The organism is Streptomyces sp. NPDC092296, from assembly GCF_044755465.1.
Lineage (GTDB): Bacteria > Actinomycetota > Actinomycetes > Streptomycetales > Streptomycetaceae > Peterkaempfera.
Genome location: NZ_JBIVRB010000001.1, coordinates 1,020,835 through 1,043,127, shown reverse-complemented (window position 1 = coordinate 1,043,127; position 22,293 = coordinate 1,020,835). Strand labels below are relative to the sequence as shown.

At 73.3% G+C, this 22,293-nt stretch carries 19 protein-coding genes and 2 tRNA genes; 5 read left to right on the top strand and 16 right to left on the bottom strand.

The window, feature by feature from the left end; genetic code table 11:
- Nucleotides 1-273 precede the first annotated feature (273 nt).
- Nucleotides 274-1,665, bottom strand: a complete 1,392-nt coding sequence (locus tag ACIQGZ_RS04850; protein WP_402599385.1) for a sensor histidine kinase — start codon at nucleotides 1,663-1,665, stop codon at nucleotides 274-276.
- Nucleotides 1,666-2,016: 351 nt separating this feature from the next.
- On the opposite strand from ACIQGZ_RS04850, the gene ppc reads away from it, so the two are divergent.
- A complete protein-coding gene (ppc, locus tag ACIQGZ_RS04845; RefSeq protein ID WP_402599383.1) occupies nucleotides 2,017-4,830 on the top strand; it encodes a phosphoenolpyruvate carboxylase in 2,814 nt (937 codons plus the stop codon).
- A gap of 114 nt (nucleotides 4,831-4,944) precedes the next feature.
- Here the strand turns inward: ppc and ACIQGZ_RS04840 are convergent, their stop codons facing one another.
- From ACIQGZ_RS04840 to ACIQGZ_RS04805, 8 genes are all read right to left on the bottom strand, one after another.
- The gene (locus tag ACIQGZ_RS04840; protein ID WP_402599381.1) at nucleotides 4,945-6,150 is read right to left on the bottom strand and encodes a hypothetical protein; all 1,206 of its coding nucleotides are present in this window, start codon (nucleotides 6,148-6,150) and stop codon (nucleotides 4,945-4,947) included.
- Between the two features lie 189 nt (nucleotides 6,151-6,339).
- Entirely contained in the window at nucleotides 6,340-6,624 is a 285-nt protein-coding gene (locus ACIQGZ_RS04835; protein ID WP_402599379.1) for an LPXTG cell wall anchor domain-containing protein, read from the bottom strand.
- Nucleotides 6,625-6,965: 341 nt separating this feature from the next.
- Nucleotides 6,966-7,553, bottom strand: a complete 588-nt coding sequence (gene pth / locus ACIQGZ_RS04830) for an aminoacyl-tRNA hydrolase (protein WP_402599378.1) — start codon at nucleotides 7,551-7,553, stop codon at nucleotides 6,966-6,968.
- Nucleotides 7,554-7,734: 181 nt separating this feature from the next.
- Complete coding sequence (locus ACIQGZ_RS04825) at nucleotides 7,735-8,325, bottom strand: 50S ribosomal protein L25/general stress protein Ctc (RefSeq protein WP_402599377.1); 591 nt, start codon at nucleotides 8,323-8,325, stop codon at nucleotides 7,735-7,737.
- 374 nt (nucleotides 8,326-8,699) lie between these two features.
- Nucleotides 8,700-9,677: a ribose-phosphate diphosphokinase gene (locus ACIQGZ_RS04820; protein WP_402599375.1), complete on the bottom strand. Its 978-nt coding sequence runs from the start codon at nucleotides 9,675-9,677 to the stop codon at nucleotides 8,700-8,702.
- A 126-nt stretch (nucleotides 9,678-9,803) separates the two neighbouring features.
- Nucleotides 9,804-11,297: a bifunctional UDP-N-acetylglucosamine diphosphorylase/glucosamine-1-phosphate N-acetyltransferase GlmU gene (gene glmU, locus ACIQGZ_RS04815; protein ID WP_402599374.1), complete on the bottom strand. Its 1,494-nt coding sequence runs from the start codon at nucleotides 11,295-11,297 to the stop codon at nucleotides 9,804-9,806.
- A gap of 125 nt (nucleotides 11,298-11,422) precedes the next feature.
- Nucleotides 11,423-11,497 (bottom strand) — tRNA-Gln (locus tag ACIQGZ_RS04810).
- Nucleotides 11,498-11,510: 13 nt separating this feature from the next.
- On the bottom strand, nucleotides 11,511-12,350 hold the full coding sequence (locus ACIQGZ_RS04805; RefSeq protein WP_402599373.1) for a hypothetical protein: 840 nt from the start codon (nucleotides 12,348-12,350) through the stop codon (nucleotides 11,511-11,513).
- 214 nt (nucleotides 12,351-12,564) lie between these two features.
- Between ACIQGZ_RS04805 and ACIQGZ_RS04800 the strand changes: the two genes are divergently transcribed.
- Nucleotides 12,565-13,518 (top strand): acyl-CoA desaturase, encoded by a 954-nt coding sequence (locus ACIQGZ_RS04800; protein WP_402599372.1) that lies wholly within the window; start codon nucleotides 12,565-12,567, stop codon nucleotides 13,516-13,518.
- A complete protein-coding gene (locus tag ACIQGZ_RS04795) occupies nucleotides 13,515-14,267 on the top strand; it encodes a TetR family transcriptional regulator (protein ID WP_402599371.1) in 753 nt (250 codons plus the stop codon). The genes ACIQGZ_RS04800 and ACIQGZ_RS04795 overlap by 4 nt, the downstream gene beginning before the upstream one ends.
- A 79-nt stretch (nucleotides 14,268-14,346) precedes the next feature.
- On the opposite strand, the gene ACIQGZ_RS04790 is transcribed toward ACIQGZ_RS04795, so the two are convergent.
- Complete coding sequence (locus ACIQGZ_RS04790; RefSeq protein ID WP_402599369.1) at nucleotides 14,347-15,156, bottom strand: trans-aconitate 2-methyltransferase; 810 nt, start codon at nucleotides 15,154-15,156, stop codon at nucleotides 14,347-14,349.
- Between the two features lie 110 nt (nucleotides 15,157-15,266).
- On the opposite strand from ACIQGZ_RS04790, the gene ACIQGZ_RS04785 reads away from it, so the two are divergent.
- Nucleotides 15,267-15,761: a MarR family winged helix-turn-helix transcriptional regulator gene (locus tag ACIQGZ_RS04785; protein WP_402599367.1), complete on the top strand. Its 495-nt coding sequence runs from the start codon at nucleotides 15,267-15,269 to the stop codon at nucleotides 15,759-15,761.
- 138 nt (nucleotides 15,762-15,899) lie between these two features.
- On the opposite strand, the gene ACIQGZ_RS04780 is transcribed toward ACIQGZ_RS04785, so the two are convergent.
- From ACIQGZ_RS04780 to ACIQGZ_RS04760, 5 genes are all read right to left on the bottom strand, one after another.
- Nucleotides 15,900-16,685 (bottom strand): LuxR C-terminal-related transcriptional regulator, encoded by a 786-nt coding sequence (locus ACIQGZ_RS04780; RefSeq protein ID WP_402599366.1) that lies wholly within the window; start codon nucleotides 16,683-16,685, stop codon nucleotides 15,900-15,902.
- Nucleotides 16,686-16,840: 155 nt separating this feature from the next.
- Nucleotides 16,841-18,019 carry a galactokinase gene (gene galK / locus ACIQGZ_RS04775; RefSeq protein ID WP_402599364.1) on the bottom strand — a complete coding sequence of 393 codons (1,179 nt, stop codon included), beginning with the start codon at nucleotides 18,017-18,019 and terminating at the stop codon, nucleotides 16,841-16,843.
- Nucleotides 18,016-18,990 (bottom strand): UDP-glucose 4-epimerase GalE, encoded by a 975-nt coding sequence (gene galE / locus ACIQGZ_RS04770; RefSeq protein ID WP_402599363.1) that lies wholly within the window; start codon nucleotides 18,988-18,990, stop codon nucleotides 18,016-18,018. Before galE ends, galK begins: the two co-directional genes overlap by 4 nt.
- The gene (galT, locus tag ACIQGZ_RS04765; protein ID WP_402599984.1) at nucleotides 18,987-20,165 is read right to left on the bottom strand and encodes a galactose-1-phosphate uridylyltransferase; all 1,179 of its coding nucleotides are present in this window, start codon (nucleotides 20,163-20,165) and stop codon (nucleotides 18,987-18,989) included. The genes galE and galT overlap by 4 nt, the downstream gene beginning before the upstream one ends.
- Before the next feature lie 277 nt (nucleotides 20,166-20,442).
- Complete coding sequence (locus tag ACIQGZ_RS04760; protein ID WP_402599362.1) at nucleotides 20,443-21,114, bottom strand: response regulator transcription factor; 672 nt, start codon at nucleotides 21,112-21,114, stop codon at nucleotides 20,443-20,445.
- 240 nt (nucleotides 21,115-21,354) lie between these two features.
- Here ACIQGZ_RS04760 and ACIQGZ_RS04755 point away from each other — a divergent pair, with 240 nt between their 5' ends.
- Nucleotides 21,355-22,017 (top strand): nucleoside/nucleotide kinase family protein, encoded by a 663-nt coding sequence (locus ACIQGZ_RS04755; RefSeq protein ID WP_402599361.1) that lies wholly within the window; start codon nucleotides 21,355-21,357, stop codon nucleotides 22,015-22,017.
- Between the two features lie 79 nt (nucleotides 22,018-22,096).
- On the opposite strand, the gene ACIQGZ_RS04750 is transcribed toward ACIQGZ_RS04755, so the two are convergent.
- Nucleotides 22,097-22,169, bottom strand: a tRNA-Thr gene (locus ACIQGZ_RS04750).
- Nucleotides 22,170-22,293: the final 124 nt, after the last annotated feature.

Here is a 22,293-nt window from a genome sequence, read left to right as displayed (position 1 = left end):
GGATCGGGTGCGGACCGTGCGGGGATCTCACGCAGTTCCCCGCGCCCCTGAGGAGGTGCCGGGCTGGTCAAGTGGGATCGGGTACGGACCGTGCGGGGATCTCGCGCAGTTCCCCGCGCCCCTGAGGAGGTGCCGGGCTGGTCGAGTGGGATCGGGTGCGGACCGTACGGGGATCTCGCGCAGTTCCCCGCGCCCCTGAGGAGGTGCCGGGCTGGTCGAGTGGGATCGGGTGCGGACCGTACGGGGATCTCGCGCCCCTGGGGGGCTGCCGGGCTAGGAGGTGGGCTCGACCGGTTCGCGGAGCAGGCGGGCCGGTTGGATGGCGAGGCGGGAGGGCAGTACCGCTTCGACCAGGAAGCCGCCGCCGTCCACCGGGCCGGCGGCGAAGGTGCCGCCGAGGGCGGACACCCGTTCGCGCATGCCGACCAGGCCGTTGCCGCCGCTGGGCAGCGGCGGGCGGTCGGCGTCGGCTCGCAGGGCGTCCCCGGGGCGGGTGTTGTGCACGGTGATCCGCACCCCGTTCGGCACGTACGCCACCGTCACCAGGGTGTCCGCGCCGGTGGCGTGCTTGTGGGCGTTGGTCAGCGCCTCCTGCACCACCCGGTACGCGGTGTGCTCGGCCTGCGCCGTGAACGCCCGCCGGGCCCCGTTCAGCGTGAGCCGCACCGGCAGCCCCGCCGACCGCGACTGGTCCACCAGGCTCGCCAGGTCGGCCAGCCCCGGCCCGCCCGAGCCCGCCGCACCACCGTCCGCACCGCCGTCCGCAACAGTGTCCGCACCGCCGACCGCCCGGGACCGCGCGACCGGCGCGGCGCCGCCCGTCTCGCCCTCGGACATCCGCAGCACGCCCAGGATCTGCCGCAGCTCGTCCAGCGCCTGGCGGCCCACGTCGCCCAGCAGCCTGGCGCTCTCCGCCGCCCGGCCCGGGTCCTTGGCGACGATCCGCTCCAGCGCCGACGCGTGCACCACCATCAGGCTCACCCGGTGCGCCACCACGTCGTGCATCTCCCGTGCGATACGGGTGCGCTCCTCCATCCGGGCCCGCCTGGCCCGCTCCTGCGCCTTCTCGGCCAGCAGCCCCAGCTCGGCCTCCAGGCCCTCCGCCCGGTCCCGCAGCGACTCCACCAGCCGGCGCCGCGCCCCCAGGTACAGCCCCAGCACCACCGGCGGCACCGTCAGCCCCACCGCGACCACCAGCGCCAGGAAGCCCAGCAGCCACTGCGGCGTGGCGTGCTCGCCGGGCGCCGGCCGGCCCAGGAACGTCCCCAGCAGCATCGTCAGCGTCTCCACGAACGCCACCGCCGACAGCCAGGTCACCGTACGGCGCCGCGCCCGCCAATCCCGGCAGGCGGCCAGCGTGTAGAGGGAGACGACCAGCAGCACCACCCCGACCATGCCCGGCACGAACACCAGCGCCACCGCCACCGGCACCACCGGCCGCCGCCGCCGCACCAGCAGCGAGCCGCCCGCCACCGCGCCCACGACGAACGCGCCGTAGGCCACCCAGCCGCTCCAGTCCAACCGCTCGACGGCGAAGCTCTCCGCCCCGATGCCGCACTCCACCGCCGCCAGCACCGCCAGCAGCACGTCCAGCGCCATGCTGCGCCGCCGCTCCCACCACCACGGACCGCCCGGCGGTGCGGCCTCCCCCGTCGAGATGCTCATGGGCACCAGCCTAGGCGCCGCCCCCACCGGACCGGTCCCCCCGTGCCCCAAGCCGCCCCCGCCCCGGGGTCACGCGCCCCCGGCGCCGCTCCCCGACCCCGGGGCGCCGTGTCCGGCATCCGACCTCGTCGACCTGCGAAGGGACCCGGCGACCTATGCTGGTCGCGTCGGACAGCGCGGTCCGCACCCGCTGCGGCGGCAACACCGCCTCAGCGGCGCAACGCCGGACACCGCCGAGAACTCCGCATCGGGCAGGTGCCGCCTCCCGGGCGGGCCCTGCCGCCCTCCGCGGGGTGCGCGGCGGCGCCCGTACCGTCCCGTCGCCGTATCCATGAGCAAAGGGAGCAAGCCGTGACCGCACCGGTCCCCACCTCGGCCGAACGCCCCGCGGCAGAGAACGACCCCGCCGCCCTCGCCGCCAACGCGGCGTTGCGGGCCGATATCCGCCGCCTCGGAGACCTGCTCGGTGAGACGCTGGTCCGCCAGGAAGGGCAGGAGCTGCTGGACCTGGTGGAGGAGGTCCGCCGGCTCACCCGCAGCGACGGCGCCGCCGCCGCCCGGCTGCTGGAGCAGACCGACCTGGAAACCGCGGGCAAGCTCGTCCGGGCGTTCTCCACCTACTTCCACCTGGCCAACGTCACCGAGCAGGTGCACCGAGGCCATGAGCTGTCCGTACTGCGCGCCCGCGAGGGGTCGCTGCTCTCGCAGACCGCCGACCAGCTCGCCGAAGCCGACCCGCAGCACCTCGCGGACACGCTGGCCCACCTCTCCGTACGGCCGGTCTTCACCGCGCACCCCACCGAGGCCGCCCGCCGCAGCGTGCTCAACAAGCTGCGCCGGATCGGCGAACTGCTCGACAAGATCCACCGCGAGCATGTCGCCTCCGGCCTCGCCGAGGTCGACCCGGCCCGCGTCACCTCAGCCCGCCGCCAGGCGGACCGGCGGCTGGCCGAGGTCATCGACCTGCTGTGGCAGACCGACGAGCTGCGCATCGCCCGCCCGGAACCCACCGACGAGGCCCGCAACGCCGTCTACTACCTGGACGAGCTGTACAAGCAGGCCGTCCCCGAGGTGCTGGAGGAGCTGCACGAGGAGCTGGCCCGGGTCGGCGTGGCGCTCCCCGAGGGCGTCCGGCCGCTGACCTTCGGCACCTGGATCGGCGGCGACCGCGACGGCAACCCCAATGTCACCCCGGCGGTCACCCGCGATGTGCTGATCCTCCAGCACGAGTACGGGATCAAGGACGCGCTGGAGACCGTGGACGACCTCCGCGCGACCCTCTCCACCTCCGTCCGGCTGGCCGGCGCCTCCCAGGAGCTGCTGGACTCGCTCGCCGCCGACCTGGAGGTGCTGCCCGAGCTCAGCCCGCGCTACAAGCGGATGAACGCCGAGGAGCCCTACCGGCTCAAGGCCACCTGCGTCCGGCAGAAGCTGGTCAACACCCGCGAGCGGCTCGCCGCCGGCACCGCCCACCAGCCCGGCCGCGACTACGTGGGCACCCAGGAGCTGATCGCCGACCTCAAGCTGATCCAGGAGTCGCTGCACGCCCACCGGGGCGGCCTGATCGCGGACGGCCGGCTGGGCCGCGCCATCCGCACCATCGAGGCGTTCGGCCTCCAGCTCGCCACCATGGACGTCCGCGAGCACGCCGAGGCCCACCACCACGCGCTCGGCCAGCTCTTCGACCGGCTGGGCGAGGAGGCGTGGCGGTACGAGGACATGCCCCGCGACTACCGGCAGCGCCTGCTCGCCCGGGAGCTGAAGTCCCGCCGCCCGCTGGCCCCCAGCCCGGCGCCGCTGGACGCGGCCGGGGCGAAGACCCTCGGTGTCTTCCAGACCATCCGCGAGGGCTTCGAGCGGTTCGGCGACGAGATCGTGGAGAGCTACATCATCTCCATGTGCCAGGGCGCCGACGACGTCTTCGCCGCCGCCGTGCTGGCCCGCGAGGCCGGTCTGATCGACCTGCACTCCGGCGTCGCCAGGATCGGCATCGTGCCGCTGCTGGAGACCACCGACGAGCTCCAGCAGGCCGACCGCATCCTGGACGAGATGCTGGCCGACCCCTCGTACCGGCTGCTGGTCTCGCTGCGCGGCGACGTCCAGGAGGTCATGCTCGGCTACTCCGACTCCTCCAAGTTCGGCGGCATCACCACCTCCCAGTGGGAGATCCACCGGGCCCAGCGGCGGCTGCGCGACGTGGCCAAGCGGTACGGCATCCGGCTGCGGCTCTTCCACGGCCGCGGCGGCACCGTCGGCCGTGGCGGCGGCCCCTCCCACGAGGCGATCCTCGCCCAGCCGTGGGGCACCCTGGACGGCGAGATCAAGGTCACCGAGCAGGGCGAGGTGATCTCGGACAAGTACCTGATCCCCTCGCTGGCCCGGGAGAACCTGGAGCTCACCGTCTCCGCCACCCTCCAGGCGTCCGCGCTGCACACCGCGCCCCGGCAGTCCGCCGAGGCGCTGGCCCGCTGGGACGCCTGCATGGACACCGTCTCCGAGGCGTCCCACACCGCGTACCGCACGCTGGTCGAGGACCCCGACCTGCCGAAGTACTTCTTCGCCGCCACCCCCGTCGACCAGCTCGCCTCGCTGCACCTGGGCTCCCGGCCCTCCCGCCGCCCCGACTCGGGCGCCGGTCTCGACGGCCTGCGGGCCATCCCGTGGGTCTTCGGCTGGACGCAGTCGCGGCAGATCGTCCCCGGCTGGTACGGCGTCGGCGCCGGCCTGGCCGCCGCCCGGGACGCGGGCCTGGGCGACGTCCTGGACGAGATGCACCGCGAGTGGCACTTCTTCCGCAACTTCCTGTCCAACGTCGCCATGACGCTGGCCAAGACCGACCTGCGGATCGCCCGCCACTACGTGGACCAGCTGGTCCCCGCCGAGCTCCGGCACGTCTTCGCCGACATCGAGGCGGAGCACGACCTGACGCTCAAGGAGGTGCTGCGGCTCACCGGTGAGAACGAGCTGCTGGAGCACAACCCGGTGCTCAAGCAGACCTTCACCGTCCGCGACGCCTACCTCGACCCGATCTCCTACCTCCAGGTGGCCCTGCTGCGCCGCCAGCGGGAGGACGCGGCCCGGGGCGCCGAGGAGGACCCGCTGGTCTCCCGCGCGCTGCTGCTGACCGTCAACGGCATCGCGGCCGGGCTGCGCAACACCGGCTGACCCGGTCCGGAACGGCGGAAGGCCCGCCCGCTTCGCGTGGTGCGAAGCGGGCGGGCCTTCCTGCGGTACGGGTTCGGCTGCCGTACGGGGCCGACTGTGCGGTACGGGACCGGGTCAGTGCCGGGCCGCGCGGCCGCGCCGCACGAAGAACAGCACCGCGCCACCGGCGACGGCGAGCGCACCGGCGATGCCGGCCAGCGTGCCGGTGCCGCTGCTGCCGGTGCTGGCCAGCTCGGTGCCGGGCGCCGGGCTGGCGGACGAGGTCGCGTCCACGGCACCGGACGTCGCGCCGCTCGGGGAGGCCGAGTCGGACGGGGTATCGGTGGCCGGGCTGCTCGGGGTGCCGCCGGTGGTGTCGCCGCCGGTCGCCGTGTCGCCACCCGTGGTGGTGTCGCCACCGGTGGTGGTGTCGCCGCCGGTCGTGGTGTCCCCACCGGTGGTCGTGTCGCCGCCGCCCGTGGTGTCGCCACCCGTGGTGGTGTCACCGCCGGTCGTGGTGTCCCCACCCGTGGTCGTGTCGCCACCCGTGGTGTCCCCACCGGTCGTGGTGTCCCCACCCGTGGTGGTGTCACCGCCGGTCGTGGTGTCCCCACCCGTGGTGGTGTCACCGCCGCCCGTGGTGTCCCCACCCGTGGTGGTGTCACCGCCGCCCGTGGTGTCCCCACCGGTGGTCGTGTCGCCACCGCCCGTGGTGTCGCCACCCGTGGTCGTGTCACCGCCGGTGGTGCTGCCGCCCGTGGTGTTCCCACCGGGCGGGGTGGTGCAGTCCTTGGTGCCGCCGTTCCAGGAGGAGATCAGCAGCTCCTTGATCACGGCGTGGTCCGGGCCCTCCGGCAGCGGACCGTGGCCGGGGCCCTTGCCGCCGTCGAACTGGGTGTCGCCCTTGTACAGGTCCACCTGGGCGAAGCAGCCCGCGTCCGGCAGGTTCACATTGAGCCGACCGGTCTTCCCGGCCTTGAGCGTCACCGAGTCGTAGTCCTGGAAGACCTGCTTGCCGGAGGTCTCCCAGGTCGGACCGTGGGTCAGGTACGAGGCCAGCGAGACGGTGCACTCGCCCTGCCCGGTCGCCTTGACGTCGACGTGGACCTTGCCGTCCTTGCCGGGCGTCAGCGGCTTGTTGTTCGCGACCGACAGGTCGCACTCCTTGGGCTTGTGGCCGCCGTTGTGCACCGGCAGCGTGTGGCCGCCCCAGTGCTTGCCACCCTGGCCGGTGCCGTGCGCGCAGGCGAGCGCGGGCGAAACGGCGGCCACGGAGAGAGCGACGGTGGCGGCACCGACGCTCAGCAGACGCGTCGTGTTGACGCGAAGAGATATGGACACTCTGACCCCTCTGGTCTCAGATTGTGGCGCCTCGGTGAGCGGGTGCCGCGGCGGAGCGGGGTCTGCGGAGCAGTTACCTGGGCTCGACAGCAGCGCGGAGACACACCGATCCCAGGCGCATCAAGCATCGTCAATGTACGCACGGGCCGTTGTCAATGGGTGGACGGCCGACAACAGCCGACCGACCGGTCAGAGACCGACCGGTTCCTGACGGCGCCGCAGCGCCCACATCGCCCCGCCCCCGGCCGCCAGCAGCAGCCCCGCGTAGACGACCAGCAGACCGGTGTCCCGGCTGCCGGTGTCGGCCAGCAGCGGGGTCATCTCCGCGGACGCCGGGCGCAACTGCCCGCTCGGCACCTGCTCGGCGTCCGAGGAGGCCGCCTGCGCGGAGCCGGCGCCGCCGAGGACCGCAGCGGTGGTGATTGCCGCGGCGCCGAGGAACTGCGCCGCACGGGTGCGTCGCGAGTTGGACACACGTACCCCTTAGATCTGGTCGCGCGGGGCCCGGACGGGATGGTCAGGCGGCATCCGGCGGCGGAAGGGCCGGAGGGGGGAGAAGGCGCTGAGACGCCGGGCCCAGGAACACGACCCATCGTCATACCGCAAGGGAGCGAAATCAATTCTCCCCAGAAGTGACAAACCCACCGGACCGGACAGACCATCGCCCCCAAACCGCCCCGCACCCGGACAGAACCCGCTCGACGGCACGCGGGTAACACTTCGGCCACGACCCGACACAACTGCTGCACACGACAATGAGATTGTGCAGCAGCTCCACTGACAGCGCGTCAGTCGGCGGACGGCCCGCCGTCCGCTCAGGAGTTGTACGTCTGCTGCGCCCGCTCCAGCCCGTCGCCGAGCAGCCCCTCCACCGCGTCGGCCGCCCGGTCCACGAACCAGTCCAGCTCCTTGCGCTCGGTGGCCGAGAAGTCCTTGAGCACGAAGTCCGCCACCTGCATCCGACCCGGCGGCCGGCCGACCCCGAACCGCACCCGGTGGTAGTCCGGCCCCAGCGACTTGGTGATCGACTTGAGGCCGTTGTGGCCGTTGTCGCCACCGCCCAGCTTCAGCCGCAGCGCACCGAAGTCGAGGTCCAGCTCGTCGTGCACCACCACCAGGGCCGAGGTCGGCGCCTTGTAGAAGTCCCGCAGTGCCGTCACCGGGCCGCCGGACAGGTTCATGTACGTCATGGGCTTGGCCAGCACCACCCGCTGCCCGCCCAGCCGGCCGTCCAGCACCTGGTTGCGGCTCTTGTGCGCCTTGAACCTGCCGCCCATCCGCTGGGCCAGCAGGTCCGCGACCATCCAGCCCACATTGTGCCGGTTCCTGGCGTACTCGTCGCCCGGATTGCCCAGGCCCACCACCAGCCACGGACCCGTGTAACCGTCGCCACCGCTGCTCATCGTCTGCTCCGCTCCCGTCATCGACCCGGCCGGCCACCATCATCGCCGGACCGGCCCCTGGCACACCCCCCGCTGGCACACCTCCATCGGCCCCCGCCGGCACCGCTCCCGCCCCCGGGCACGCCGCTGCCCCGACCCGCCGGAGCGGGCCGGGGCAGCGGCCGAGCGGACAGCCGGCCGGTCAGGCCTCGGCGCCCGCCTCCTCCTCGGTCTCACCCTCGGCCGGGGCCTCGGCCTGGGCGGAGACGACGTGCAGCACGACGGTGTCGGCGTCGACGGCCAGGGTGGTGCCCTTGGGGAGCACCAGGTCCTTGGCGAGGATGGAGGCGCCGGCGGACAGGCCCTCGACCGACACGGTGACGCTCTCCGGCAGGTGGGTGGCCTCGGCCTCCACCGGCAGGGTGTTGAGCACGTGCTCCAGCAGGTTGCCGCCGGGGGCCAGCTCGCCCTCGGTCAGCAGCGGGATCTCGACGGTGACGGCCTCGCCGCGGCGCACCAGCAGCAGGTCGACGTGCTTCAGGAAGCCCTTGATCGCGTCGCGCTGCACGGCCTTCGGCAGCACGAACTCGTCCTTGCCCTCAAGCGGCACGGAGAGCAGCACGTTCGGGGTCTTCAGCGCCATCATCAGGTCGTGGCCCGGCAGGTTCACGTGAACCGGCGCCTGGCCGTGACCGTAGACGACACCCGGGACCAGACCTGCGCGGCGGGCACGGCGGGCAGCGCCCTTGCCGAACTCGGTACGGGGCTCAGCGGCAAGACGGACCTCGGACACGACAGCACTCCTCGTGGTGTACGCGGGGGTGCGGACGGAACAACAGAAAAGCCGCCGGAACCACACCCTCAGAAGATTCAGGGCAGTTCACTCGGCGGCAACGCGCAGGCGGCATCACGCTCAAAAAACCCGCAAGCAGCGCGTCGATCACGGAAGCAGAGCCCTCGCGAGCCGTACGGCCTCCCTCGCCGAGCAACCCTAGAAGTCTACCCGTAGCCCCAGGCAAGGACGAAATCGCCCCCTCTCCCCCACACCCGGACAGCCCAACGGCCCGCCCCGGGAACACCCGGCGGCGGGCCGTCGTACAGCGGTCTGAGCAGCGGTCGGTGCAGCAATCAGCGCGGTGGGCCGGCAGGTCGGTAAGGACACGCCGGTCAGTGCACGCCCTCGAAGAGGCTGGTCACCGAGCCGTCCTCGAACACCTCGCGGATCGCGGCGGCGATCGACGGGGCGATCGACAGCGTCGTCACCTTGTCCAGCTCCAGCGATGCCGGGGTCGGCAGCGTGTTGGTGAAGACGAACTCGCTGACCCGGGAGTTCTTCAGCCGGTCGGCGGCCGGACCGGAGAGCACACCGTGGGTGGCGGCCACGATCACGTCCGCCGCGCCGTTGTCGAAGAGCGCGTCGGCGGCGGCGCAGATGGTGCCGGCGGTGTCGATCATGTCGTCGACCAGCACGCACACCCGGCCCTGCACATCACCGACCACCTCGGCGGACATCACCTTGTTCGCCACATTGGGGTCGCGGCGCTTGTGGATGATCGCCAGCGGCGCACCGAGCCGGTCCGACCACTGGTCGGCCACCCGGACCCGGCCCGCGTCCGGCGAGACCACGGTCAGCCGGTCCGCCGCCACCCGGGTGGCGACGTAGTCCGCCAGCAGCGGCAGCGCGAACAGGTGATCCACCGGGCCGTCGAAGAAGCCCTGGATCTGGGCGGTGTGCAGGTCCACCGCCATCAGCCGGTCCGCACCCGCCGTACGCAGCAGGTCCGCGACCAGCCGGGCCGAGATCGGCTCGCGGCCCAGGTGCTTCTTGTCCTGGCGGGCGTACCCGTAGAACGGCAGGATCGCGGTGATGCTCCGGGCGGAGGCCCGCTTCAGCGCATCGATCATGATCAGCTGTTCCATGATCCACTGATTGATGGGAGCCGTGTGGCTCTGCATCACGAAGCAGTCCGCACCACGGGCGGAGTCCAGGAAGCGGACATAGATCTCACCGTTGGCGAAGTCGAACGCCTTGGTCGGAACCAGCTCGGTCCCCAGCTGCTCCGCGACCTCACGCGCCAGCTCTGGGTGGGCGCGGCCGGAGAAGAGTCGAAGGTTCTTCTCACCGGACGTGGTGATGCCGGTCACTGCACCGTCTCCTCGGTTGCTGCCGCACGCGGGTCCACGCTCCAGAACCGGGCGACTGGCCGTTCAAAAAGGGAAACGCAGCCGCAGACCGGGCGACGGACCCGCAGCGCACGCATGTTCACCAGGTTACGCGCCCGTACCGGTGACGTCCGCCCCGGGACCGGCCGCCGGCCCCGAGCCCGCCTCGCGCGCCGCCGCCGCGGCCCGCGCCGAGGTAGTACCCTCGCGCCGCCGCTCCACCCAGCCCTCGATGTTGCGCTGCTGCCCCCGGGCCACCCCGAGCGCGCCCGCCGGCACATCGTTGGTGATCACCGAACCGGCCGCCGTGTAGGCACCGTCCCCGACCGTCACCGGGGCCACGAACATGTTGTCCGAACCCGTCCGGCAGTGCGCCCCGATCACCGTGCGGTGCTTGTTGACGCCGTCGTAGTTGACCGTCACCGAGGCCGCGCCGACATTGCTGCCCTCACCGATCTCGGCGTCCCCGATGTACGACAGGTGCGGCACCTTGGCGCCCTCGCCCAGCTCGGAGTTCTTGATCTCCACATAGGTGCCGGCCTTCGCCCGGCGGGCCAGCCGGGCCCCCGGCCGCAGATAGGCGTAGGGGCCGACCGACGCCTCCGGGCCGATCTCGGCCCGATCCGCCGTGGCGTTACTCACACGCGCCCCGGCGCCCACCGAGGTGTCGGTCAGCGTGCAGTTCGGCCCGACCTCCGCGCCCTCGCCCAGCGAGGTCGCCCCGTGCAGCTGGGTGTTCGGGTGCAGCACCACGTCCGGCTCGTACGTCACCTCGACGTCCAGCCAGGTCGTCGCCGGGTCCACCACCGTCACCCCGGCCCGCATCGCGCGCTCCAGCAGCCGGTCGTTGAGGATGCGGCGGGCCTGGGCCAGCTGCACCCGGTCGTTGATCCCCAGGATGTCCCGGTGGTCCGCCGCGACCACGGCCCCCACCCGGTGCCCGGCCGCCCGCAGGATCTCCAGGGTGTCGGTGAGGTACTCCTCGCCCTGGCTGTTGTCCGTGCCCAGCTGGGCCAGCGCCTCGGCCAGCAGCTTGCCGTCGAAGGCGAACACCCCGGAGTTGATCTCGGTGATCGCCAGCTGCTCCCCGGTCGCGTCCGCGTGCTCCACGATCGCGGCGACCGCGCCGTCACCGTCCCGCAGGATGCGCCCGTACCCGGTGGCGTCCGGCACCACGGCGGCGAGCACCGTCACGCCGTTGCCCCGGGCCGCGTGCTCCGCGACCAGCGTCCGCAGCGTCGCACCGGTCAGCAGCGGGGTGTCTCCGACGGTCACCACCACTGTGCCGTCCACCGGCAGCCCGTCCTCGGCCAGCGACTCCAGCGCCACCCGCACCGCGTGCCCGGTGCCGCGCTGCTCCTGCTGCACGGCGATCCGGACCGCCGGGTCCACCTCGGCCAGGTGCGCCGCGACCTTCTCCCGCAGATGCCCGACCACCACCACCAGCTGCTCCGGCCCCAGCTCCCGCCCGGCCGCCACGGCATGCCCGACCAGGCTCCGGCCGGCCATGGTGTGCAGCACCTTGGGCAGCGACGGCGACTTCATCCGGGTCCCCTCACCCGCGGCGAGGACGATGACGGCGGCGGGAGAGTTGGCACTCACGCGGGAGGCTCCTGGCATCACTGGGGGTCGGGGTCACCCGGCCGGAGCTGACCGGACGGCCTCCGCACAGTCCGCCGAGCTGCTTCAGAGTACCGGTGCACCGGTTCGGCGGCTCGGCCAAGGAGCTCCCCGGGTAGGAATCGAACCTACGAAAACAGCATTCAAAGTGCTGCCGCCCGTGCCAGCAGAGCAACCGGGGAAAGCGACCCTAGACTACGGGCTCAGGCGCGTCGTCTCCACCACTATCCCGGACCACCACCCTTCGATCCGCCGGTACAGCTCCGCCCCGTTGAGCACCCCGACAGCCAGACAGCCGCGGTAGGCAGTTCCCACGTTCTGCCGGTTTGTGACGGGGTTGTGCTTCTTGAGGATGGTCTTACCGAACTGCGTCCTGTCTGCCTCCACCCGCTCCATCCAGTACTGCTCCGCAGCTGCGACATCTGCTGACTCATGGATGTGCAGGTAGAACCGCAGACGCGACCGTTGCACGCCAAGAAGGTCCAGCCAGGCGATGAAGAGGGAGATCACATCCGGATCGCTGTTGGTGAAGCGGACCTTTTCCCTTCGGGCATACGGCTTGTCCTTCGCCCCCTCGGCCCAGTAGAGGGCAATGCCCGTCATGAACAGGTCCCGGGGGGACAGGGCCCCGACCTCACGAGCGGCAGCGGCCTTGGTCAACCTTCGCTCCTCCTCCCGCTGGCGCCGCAACGGTTCCCACCGAGCCTCCGCCGCTCGGCGAGCACGCTCGGCGGCTGGCAGCTGCGGCGGCTTCGGCAGGTCCCGGACCCAGAGGGAGACCGAGCTCTTGGAAACGCCCAGTGCCCCGCTGATCTCGTCGTAGTTCCTGCCCTGCGCCCTCAGTTCCCGTGCCTGCTGCCGCAGACCATCCTTGGCTCGCGGCCTTCTGGTCCATTCCGGTGGCGGCTCCCCCTGGAGCAGCCGCCCGACCTTCTCGTCACTGCGGATACCCAACACGTCGCGGATCTGCCGACGGCTCATGCCACCACGTCGGAGGGCGACGGCCTTCTCCTTGAGTTCGGATTCGGTGTCCATGGGGCAAGCTTCGACGCTCGGGGTGGGGTTGGGCGGGGGATCGAGGGTGGATCACACGTTCGAGTGGTTCCGCTCAAGTCGCTCGTCCGGCGGCGGTGGCCTTCCCCTGGGGAGTGGGCCAACTTACGATGGCGTAAGTTACGCCGCCGTAGGCGGCCCACGACGTGCCGGTTCGCGCCCGATCCCGCAGTCCTACCAGCAGCAAGGGACGCCCATGACCGCTCCGTCCACCGAGACACGCCCCGACGAGACCGATCCGCTTCCGCTCGCGACCCTGGCGGGTGACACCCAGGGCATCCCCGAGCGGGTGGCACTCGCCGCGTTCATCGTGGTGCCGTTCGCGGCGCTGGTCGCCGCCGTGCCGGTGGCCTGGGGCTGGGGGGTGGGGTGGCGGGATCTGGTGATCATGACGGTGATGTACTTCGTCGCCTGCCACGGCATCACCATCGGCTTCCACCGCTGCTTCACCCATGGCTCGTTCAAGCCCAACCGCCCGCTGAAGATCGCGCTGACGATCGCGGGCAGCCTGGCGATCGAGGGCCCGGTGGTCCGCTGGGTGGCCGACCACCGCAAGCACCACCGGTACTCCGACAAGGACGGCGACCCGCACTCGCCGTGGCGCTACGGCGAGACGGTGCCGGCGCTGCTCAAGGGCCTGTGGTGGGCGCACATGGGGTGGATGTTCGACGAGGAGCAGACCGACCAGCGCAAGTACGCGCCCGACCTGATCAAGGACAACGACATCCGCCGGATCTCCCGGCAGTTCGCCCTCTGGGCGCTGGTCTCGCTGCTGATCCCGCCGCTGGTCGGCGGTCTGCTGGCCTGGTCGTGGCAGGGCGCGGTGACCGCCTTCTTCTGGGGTTCGCTGGTGCGGGTGGCGCTGCTGCACCACGTCACCTGGTCGATCAACTCCATCTGCCACGCGGTCGGCAAGCGGCCGTTCCGGTCCCGCGACCGGTCCGGCAACGTCTGGTGGCTGGCGGTGCTCTCCTGCGGCGAGTCCTGGCACAACCTGCACCACGCGGACCCGACCTCGGCCCGGCACGGCGTCCTCCGGGGCCAGGTCGACTCCTCGGCCCGGGTGATCCGCTGGTTCGAGCTGGCGGGGTGGGCACGGGACGTCCGCTGGCCGGACCGGGAGCGGGTCGCGTCCCGCCGGGCGGAATGACTCCTCCCCCGCCTCGGCGGTTGCATAAGAATGTAGGCGTGAACGGGAGCAGCGGCAGCAGCGCAGACGGTACGGCCGGCCGGGCGGCGGAGGGTGCGCCGTCCGGCCGGGAGCGCCGGCCGGTCCGGCGTGGCAGCCGGGTGCGGATGACGGGCAAGCAGCGGCGGGAGCAGTTGCTGGACATCGGCCGGACGCTGTTCGCGGAGCGGGGCTACGACGGCACGTCGGTGGAGGAGATCGCGGCGAAGGCCGGGGTGTCCAAGCCGGTGGTGTACGAGCACTTCGGCGGCAAGGAGGGGCTGTACGCGGTCGTGGTGGACCGGGAGATGCAGCTGCTGCTGGACATGGTGACCGGGGCGCTGACCGGGGGGCATCCCCGGGTGCTGCTGGAGGAGGCGGCGTTCGCGCTGCTGGACTACATCGAGACGTCGACGGACGGCTTCCGCATCCTGGTGCGGGATTCGCCGGTGGCGCAGTCGACGGGTACCTTCGCGTCGCTGATCAGCGATATCGCCACGCAGGTGGAGGACATCCTGGGGCTGGAGTTCAAGTCGCGGGGGTTCGATCCCAAGCTGGCGCCGATGTACTCGCAGATGCTGGTGGGGATGGTGGCGCTGACCGGTCAGTGGTGGCTGGAGGTGCGGCGGCCGAAGAAGGCCGAGGTGGCGGCGCATCTGGTGAACCTGGCCTGGCACGGCCTGGAGGGGATGGAGCGCCGCCCCCGGCTGATGGGCGACCGCAAGAGCTGAGCTGCGGGAGGCGGCCGCCCGGGGTCGGGCGGGCCGCCGAGGGTCAGCCGGGCGGTGGGGGTCAGGCGGGCGGTGGGGGTCAGGCGGGCCGCCGGGCGACGGCGAAGATGCGGCGGAACGGGAAGACGGTCCCGTACGGGCCGGTGGGGTACGCCCGGCGGAGCAGGTCGCGGTACTGGCGCAGGAAGAGGTCGCGGTCCTCGGGGCCGAGGACGCTGAGCACGGGCCGCAGCGCGGTGCCCTTGACCCACTCCAGGACCGGGTCGGTGCCGGGCAGCAGCTGGTGGTAGGTGGTCTCCCAGACGTCGGCGGTGCAGCCGTGGGCGGCGAGCAGGGCCAGGTAGTCGCCGGGCTGGTGGACGGCGGCGTCGCGGCGGGCTCCGGTGCCGACCAGGTCGTGCCAGCGGGGGCTGGTGCGCAGCTCGGCGAGGAGGGTGTGGCTGGGGGCGTCGAAGTTGCCGGGGACCTGGAAGGCGAGGACGCCGCCGGGGCGCAGGGCGCGGAGCCAGTCGTCGAGTACGTCGATGTGGTCGGGGACCCATTGCAGCAGGGCGTTGGAGACGATGAGGTCGGGCTGTTCGGGGGCGGGGTCGTAGTCGCGGGCGTCGGCTTCGGCGTAGTCGGTGCTGCCGGTGCCGCCGGGGTTGGGTCCGGCGTGGGCGGCGCGGGCTTCGGCGAGCATCCGGGGGGAGTTGTCGAGGCCGGTGATGTGGGCGTCGGGCCAGCGGTGGCGGAGTGGGGCGGTGGAGTTTCCGGGGCCGCAGCCGAGGTCGAGGATGCGGCGGGGGCGGAGGCCGGCGGGGATGCGGGCAAGCAGATCGATGAGCGGGCGGGTGCGTTCGTCCTGGTATCGGAGGTATTGGGCGGGGTCCCAGCGGGTGTCGGACATGGCGGTGGCTCCCTGAAGTATCTCGACATCAAGATAGTTGCAGCCTGCCCGCCGACTTTCTCGATGTCAAGAGACTTCACCTCGACACACCGGCCACTACACTGATCGCCATGGAGGACGAGGTCGACCGCCTAGTGGCCGCATGGCGCCGAGAGCGCCCTGACCTCGACGTGGAACCGCTGGAGGTGCTCAGCCGGGTCAGTCGGCTGGCCAGGCACCTGGACCGGGCCCGCCGTACCGCGTTCGCGGAGCACGGACTGGAGCCCTGGGAGTTCGACGTCCTGACCGCGCTGCGCCGGGCCGGGGAGCCGTACCAGCTCTCGCCGGGCCAGCTGCTCACCCAGACCCTGGTCACCTCGGGGACCATGACCAACCGCATCGACCGACTGGCCGGCAAGGGGCTGGTGCAGCGGCTCCCGGACCCGGGCGACCGGCGCGGAGTGCTGGTCCGGCTCAGCGACGCGGGGCGCAACCGGGCCGACGAGGCGCTGGCCGGGCTGCTGGACCACGAGCGGGCGCTGCTCGCCGAGCTGACGCCCGCGCAGCGCAAGGAGCTGGCCGGGCTGCTGCGCGGACTGGTCGCGCCGTTCGACAACGTGCCCTGAACCGCTGCGTGCCCTGAACCGCTAGCCGCTGCGTGCCCTGAGCGCCGGCGGGGGTCAGCAGCCTTCCGGGTACGGCGGCGCCGGGACGGCCACCGCCGGCTCGGAGCGGACGGGCGGGGGCCGGCGCAGCCGGGGCGCTCAGCCGCCCGCCGGCGCCGGGACGGTCTCGGCGGGGCCGACGCCGGCTCGTCTGGCCAGGGCGACGGCGGCGAGCGTGGAGTGCACGCCGAGTTTGCCCAGGACGTTCTGCATATGGGTCCGCACGGTGTGCGGGGAGAGGTAGAGCCGGTCCGCGACCGCCTGGCGGCCGAGCCCGGCCACCATGCAGCGCAGCACCTGCTGCTCCCGGGGGGTGAGCGTCTCGACCAGCCGCTCGCTCTCGGTACGGTCGCGGCGGACCGCCGTCAGCTCGCGGACGACTCCGGTGAGCAGGGTCGGCGGGAGGTGGGTCTCGTCCCGGAGCACCCCGCGTACGACGGCCAGCAGGCGGCCGAGCGAGCTCTCCTTGGCGACCCAGCCGCCCGCCCCGGCCTGGAGGGCGCGTACGGCGCGGCTCGGGTCGTCCGCGCCGGCCAGCACCACGACCCGCAGGTCCGGGTGGGCGGCGCGGCAGCGGGCGGCCAGTGTGATGCCGTCCGGGGCGGCGTCGGCCGGCGGTGTCCGCGGCAGCGGCGGTTCGGGCAGCCGGGCGGCCCGGTCGGGGGCGGCGGCCCGGGGCGGTGCGGCCGGGTCGGTGAGGTCGGCGTCCACCAGCATGACGTGGAAGGCGCGCCCCTCGGCGGCGGCCCGGCGCAGTGCGCGTTCGGCGGCGGTGGCGCTGCCGACGGCCGCGACCTCGACATCGGGCTCGGCGGCCAGCGCGGTGGCCAGCGCCTCGGCGAAGATGCGGTGGTCGTCGACCACCAGGACACGGACCCGCCCCACGGAGCTCTCCCCTGCCTCGGGGTCCGACCGGGCGGCTCGGTCAAGGACCGGTTGACGCGCCCGGCTCACGCCGCCCCGGCGCCGGGGTTCAGCGTACGGGCCGGGACGGCGCGCGGGTGGGGATTCGGTGAAGTGCGGCCCTGGTCGGCCCGGGTTCAGCCGAGTCTGCGGGCCCCGGCCGACGGCACCGCCGTGAACGCCCGGGGGGCGCGGTGCCCGGCGGCGGCGAACGCCTCGCTGACCGCCCGCCCGACCCGTTCGGTGTCCCCCTCCGTGACCAGGGCGAGCACCGAGCCGCCGAAGCCGCCGCCGGTCATCCGGGCGCCGAGTGCGCCCGCCGCGACGGCGGTGCGCACCGCGAGGTCGGTCTCCGGGCAGGACACCCGGAAGTCGTCACGCAGCGAGGCGTGCCCGGCGGTGAGCACCGGTCCGATCCCGCGCAGGTCACCGGCGTCCAGCAGTGCGATCACCTGCTGGACCCGGGCGTCCTCGGTGACGACATGCCGGACCAGGGAGCGCAGTTCGCCGTCCGGCAGCCGCCGCAGCGCCGCGTCCAGCCCGGCCGGGGCGATGTCGCGCAGGGCGGGGACGCCGAGCAGGGCGGCGGCCCGCTCGCAGCCGGCCCGCCGCCCGGCGTAGGCACCGTCGGCCAGGTCGTGCTTGACCCGGGTGTCGAGGACCAGCAGCCGCAGCCCGGCGGCGGCCACGTCCAGCGGGACCTGGCGCTGGGTCAGGTCGCGGGTGTCCAGGAAGAGCGCCCTGCCTTCGGCGCAGCAGGTGGCGGCCATCTGGTCCATGACGCCGCAGGGCACACCGACGAAGGCGTTCTCGGCGCGCTGGGCGAGGACGGCGAGTGCGGCGGGGGCGAGCCCGAGTGCGTACAGGTCGTCGTACGCGGTGGCCAGGGCGCATTCCAGCGCGGCGGAGGAGGAGAGGCCGGCGCCGGTGGGCACCTCGCTGTCGATGTGTACGTCGGCGCCGCCGACCGGGTGCCCGGCGTCGCGCAGCGCCCAGACCACCCCGGCGGGGTAGCGGGCCCAGCCGGGGACGGCGCCGGGGGTGAGGGCGTCGACGCGGAGTTCGGTGACCGCGCCGTCGCCCTGGGCGCTGTGCAGCCGCAGGACGCCGTCGTCGCGGCGGCGGACGGCGGCCCGGGTGGTGTGCGGCAGGGCGACGGGCAGGACGAAGCCGTCGTTGTAGTCGGTGTGCTCGCCGATCAGGTTGACCCGGCCCGGGGCGGCCCAGACGCCGTCGGGGGCGGTGGCGTAGACGGCCCGGAAGTCCTCGGCCGGTACACGGCGTCGGTGCGGGGCCGCGTCGGTGGCGGTGGTCATGGCTGCTTCCCTTCCAGGGCGAGGGCGAACGTCCAGGCGTCCGCGACGATGCCGTCCAGGTCGGTGCGGGTCGGCCGCCAGCCGAGCACCGACCTGGCCCGCTCGGCGGAGGCGACCAGCACGGCCGGGTCGCCGGGGCGGCGGGCGGCGGTGACGGCGGGGATCTGTCGGCCGGTGACCCGGCGGACGGCCTCGATGACCTCGCGGACCGAGAAGCCGCTGCCGTTGCCCAGGTTGCAGACCAGGTGCTCGCCGGGCCGGGCGGCGTCCAGCGCCAGCAGATGGGCCTCGGCCAGGTCGGCGACGTGGATGTAGTCGCGGACGCAGGTGCCGTCGGGCGTGGGGTAGTCGTCGCCGTACACCGCGATGTGCGGCCGTCGCCCCAGGGCGACCTGGAGCACCAGCGGGATGAGGTGCGACTCGGGGTCGTGGCGCTCGCCGTACCGGCCGTGGGCGCCGGCCACGTTGAAGTACCGCAGCGAGACGGCCGCCAGCCCGTGGGCCGCGCACTCCCCGGCGATCAGGTGGTCCACGGCGAGCTTGGTGGCGCCGTAGGGGTTGGTGGGGGCGGTGCGGGCGGTCTCCTCGATCGGCACCCGCTCCGGCTCGCCGTAGGTGGCGGCGGTGCTGGAGAAGACCAGCCGGGGCACGCCCGCCTTGCGCATCGCGGAGACCAGCTCCAGCGACCCGGCGACGTTGTTGCGCCAGTACTTCTCCGGGTCGGCCACCGACTCCCCGACCTGCGAGGAGGCCGCGAAGTGCAGTACGGCGTCGTACGAGCCGTCCAGCACCTCGGCCGCGTCCTGCACCCGCCCCCGGACGAAGGCGGCCCCCGCCGGGACACCGGCCGCGAAACCGGTCGACAGGTCGTCCAGCACGGTGACGGCGTGCCCGGCCGCCAGCAGGTGCGCGGCGACGACGCTGCCGACATAGCCGGCTCCGCCGGTGACCAGGTACTTGCGCTGGCTCATGGTGCGACCTCCCGCAGGCGCTGTGCCGCCCGCTCGGGCGGCACGTCGTTGATGAACACGTCCATACCGGATTCGCTGCCGGCCAGGTACTTGAGTTTGCCCACCGTACGCCGGACGGTGTACAGCTCCAGATGGAGCGCCAGTTCGCTCGCGGACGGCGGGCAGCCGCCCGCCGCCGACTGCGTGACCGGTGCCTGGTGCCAGGCCGCGACATAGGGCGTGGGCGGGGTGGGGCCGCGCTGCCCGTCCTCGGTGAAGAGCCGGTCGAAGCGGCGCAGCAGGTCCAGGTAGACGCCGGGGAACTCGGCCCGCTCGGCCTCGGTGAGCGCGGTGAGGTCGCTGACCCGGCGGTTGGGGTAGAGGTGCACCTCGTACGGCCAGTGGGCGGCGTACGGGACGAAGGCGGTCCAGTGCTCACCGGCGATCACCACCCGGTCGGTGCCATCCTGCGGGGAGCGGTGCAGGGCGAGTTCGGCGGCGAGCAGGTCCTCGAAGAGGTTGCGGCCGGTGCGGCGGCGGTGGGCGGCGGCGGCGGCGAGCATCCGCTCGGTGCGGGGGGTGGTGAAGGGGTAGGCGTAGATCTGGCCGTGCGGGTGACCGAGGGTCACGCCGATCTCGGCGCCCCGGTTCTCGAAGCAGAAGACCTGGGCGACGCCGGGCAGGGCGGACAACTGCGCGGTGCGGTCGGTCCAGGTGTCCAGCACCAGGCGGGCGCGGGCGGGGGTGAGGTCGGCGAAGGAGTGGTCGTGCTCCTGGGTGAAGCAGACCACCTCGCAGCGGCCGGTGCCGGGTCGGCCCAGGTGCGGCAGCGGGCCGGTGGTGCGGCTGCCGTCGGGGCCGTCGCCGGGGTAGTGCGCGGCGGCGTCGCGGGCCAGCGAGGGGAAGCGGTTCTCGAAGACGACGACCTGGTAGTCGGCGTCCGGGATCTCGCTGCGCCGGCCGTCGCGCGAGGGGCAGAGCGGGCACTCGTCGGCCGGGGGGTGGTAGATGCGGCCCTGCCGGTGGGCGGCGACGGCGACCCACTCGTCCAGCACCGGGTCATAGCGGATCTCGGCGAGGGCGGCGGTCGGCTCCAGCGGGCGCGGATCGGCGGCGGGCACCCGGGGGGCCGTGCCGGCAGCGTCGTAGTAGATCAGCTCGCGTCCGTCGGCCAGCTCGGTCGTCGTCTTCCGCACGGCCTCCGCCTCTCCCAGCAGCACAGTCACTCAACATAATCAAACACAAACCATCATCAGTCAACAATTCCAATCCGCCGTGTCCCCGGACATGCCGGAGGATGCCGCCGTTCGGAGGTCACGGCCCGGCAGAGAGCCGGTTTGCACCCACCGGAACCGTCAAGGCGCGACCAAGACGCGCGCAGCCCACGGCCGCCCGTGGGACCGGCCGACGCGGGCTGAGGACGGGCGTCGGCCACCAGGGTGGGGCGGGGGTCGGGTCGGAGCAGCCGGGCGGTCAGACCCGGGCGCCCACCCGCTCCAGCAGGCCGCTGCGCGCGGCCACCGCCGCCGCCTCCAGCCTGGTCCGGGCGCCCATCTTCACCAGCACCCGCTGCACATGCGTACGGGCGGTGCTGGGCGCGATCCCCATGCCGACCGCGATGGCCCGGGTGTCCTCGCCCTCCGCGATCCGCAGCAGCACCTGCACCTCACGCGCGGTCAGCAGCCGCCGCAACCGGACCGCCTCGTCGTCCGGCTCCGGCTCCGGCTCCATCAGCTGCTCGAAGGCCGCCCGCAGCACCTCGGGGGCCACCGACGCCTCACCCGCCCGCGCCCGGGTCAGCCCACGCTCGACCACCTCGATGCGCTCATCGCTGCGTACATAGCCGGACACGCCCGCCGCGAACGCCGCCGCCACACCCCGCAGGTCCACCACCGGCCCCATCACCACCACCGGCACCTCCGGCCGCTCCCGGCGAATCCGCCGCACCGGGTCGAACGCCCCCGGCTCCCCCGGCCTGGCCACCCCCAGCAGGCACACCTCCGGACGGCGGCCGGCCACCAGCTCCACCGCGGCGCCCACCGGCGTACCGACCGCCAGCACGCGGTGCCCGCGCAGCTGAAGCGCCGCCGCCAGCGCCTCCGCCAGCAGCCGGTGGTCGTCCGCCACCACAAGCCGGACGCCCACGGCACCCGCCCCCTCTCCGTCCCCGCCCCGCCCGACCCGCCGACCGACCCCGACCCACCGACCGACCCCGACCCGCCCGCGCCCGGACAGCAACCCGGACGTCTGACGCACCATCACAGCGCATCCCACCCCCGTACCGCCAGCACTCCTCACGCTGTGAGGCGAAGCACACACCCGGCGTATCCGCCGCCGCCCCGCTCCCCCGGGTCGGTCAGCGGTGCCGCACGGCATGCTGTCCCCATGCAGCGACAGCCCCACCACACCCTGCGCGACCTGCTCGACGACGCCCTGCGCCCGGCGGCCGACCCCGCCGCGCCGCGCGTCCTGCTCGGGCTGGCCGGACCGCCCGCGGCGGGCAAGTCCGTACTGGCGCACGCCCTGGTCGCGGGTGCCTGCGAACGCCTCGGCCCCGGCGCCGCCGCCTACGTCCCGCTGGACGGCTTCCACCTGTCCAACGCCCAGCTCCAGCGGCTCGGCCTCAGCGACCGCAAGGGATCACCGCCCAGCTTCGACGCGTACGGCTACGCCGCCCTGCTGGCCCGGATCGCCGCCGCGCCGCCGCACGACGTCTACGTGCCCGACTACGACCGCGCGCTGCACGAACCGGTCGCCGCCCGGCACACCGTCCACCCGCACTGCCGCCTGGTCGTCACCGAGGGGAACTACCTGGCCCTGGACGCCCCCGGCTGGCGGGAGGCCCGCGCCCTGCTGCACGGCCTCTGGTACGTCGAGGCGCCCGACCCCGAGCGCGAACGCCGTCTGCGGGAACGCCACCTCGGCAACGGCTCCTCCGCCGAGCGCACCGCCGCCCGGATCACCGGCAACGACCGGCCCAACGGTGAGGCCGTCAAAGCCGCCCGCTCGCGCTGCGACCGGACCGTCCTGGCGCCGCCGCTGGGCTGACCGCCGGACAGCCGCATCGGACTGGTCATCTGATACGCCGAAGGCCCCCGCCGTGATGGCGGGGGCCTTCGTCTTACGGAGCCCCAATACGGAATCGAACCGTAGACCTTCTCCTTACCATGGAGACGCTCTGCCGACTGAGCTATTGGGGCGAGCGAGGAAGACATTACAGGGTCGACGGCACGAACACGAAATCGACGCCTCGGCACCGGAGTCCACCCGGTACGGGACCGGCCCCGCACGCATGCCGGGGACGCTGTTGGTTTATTCGGGGCC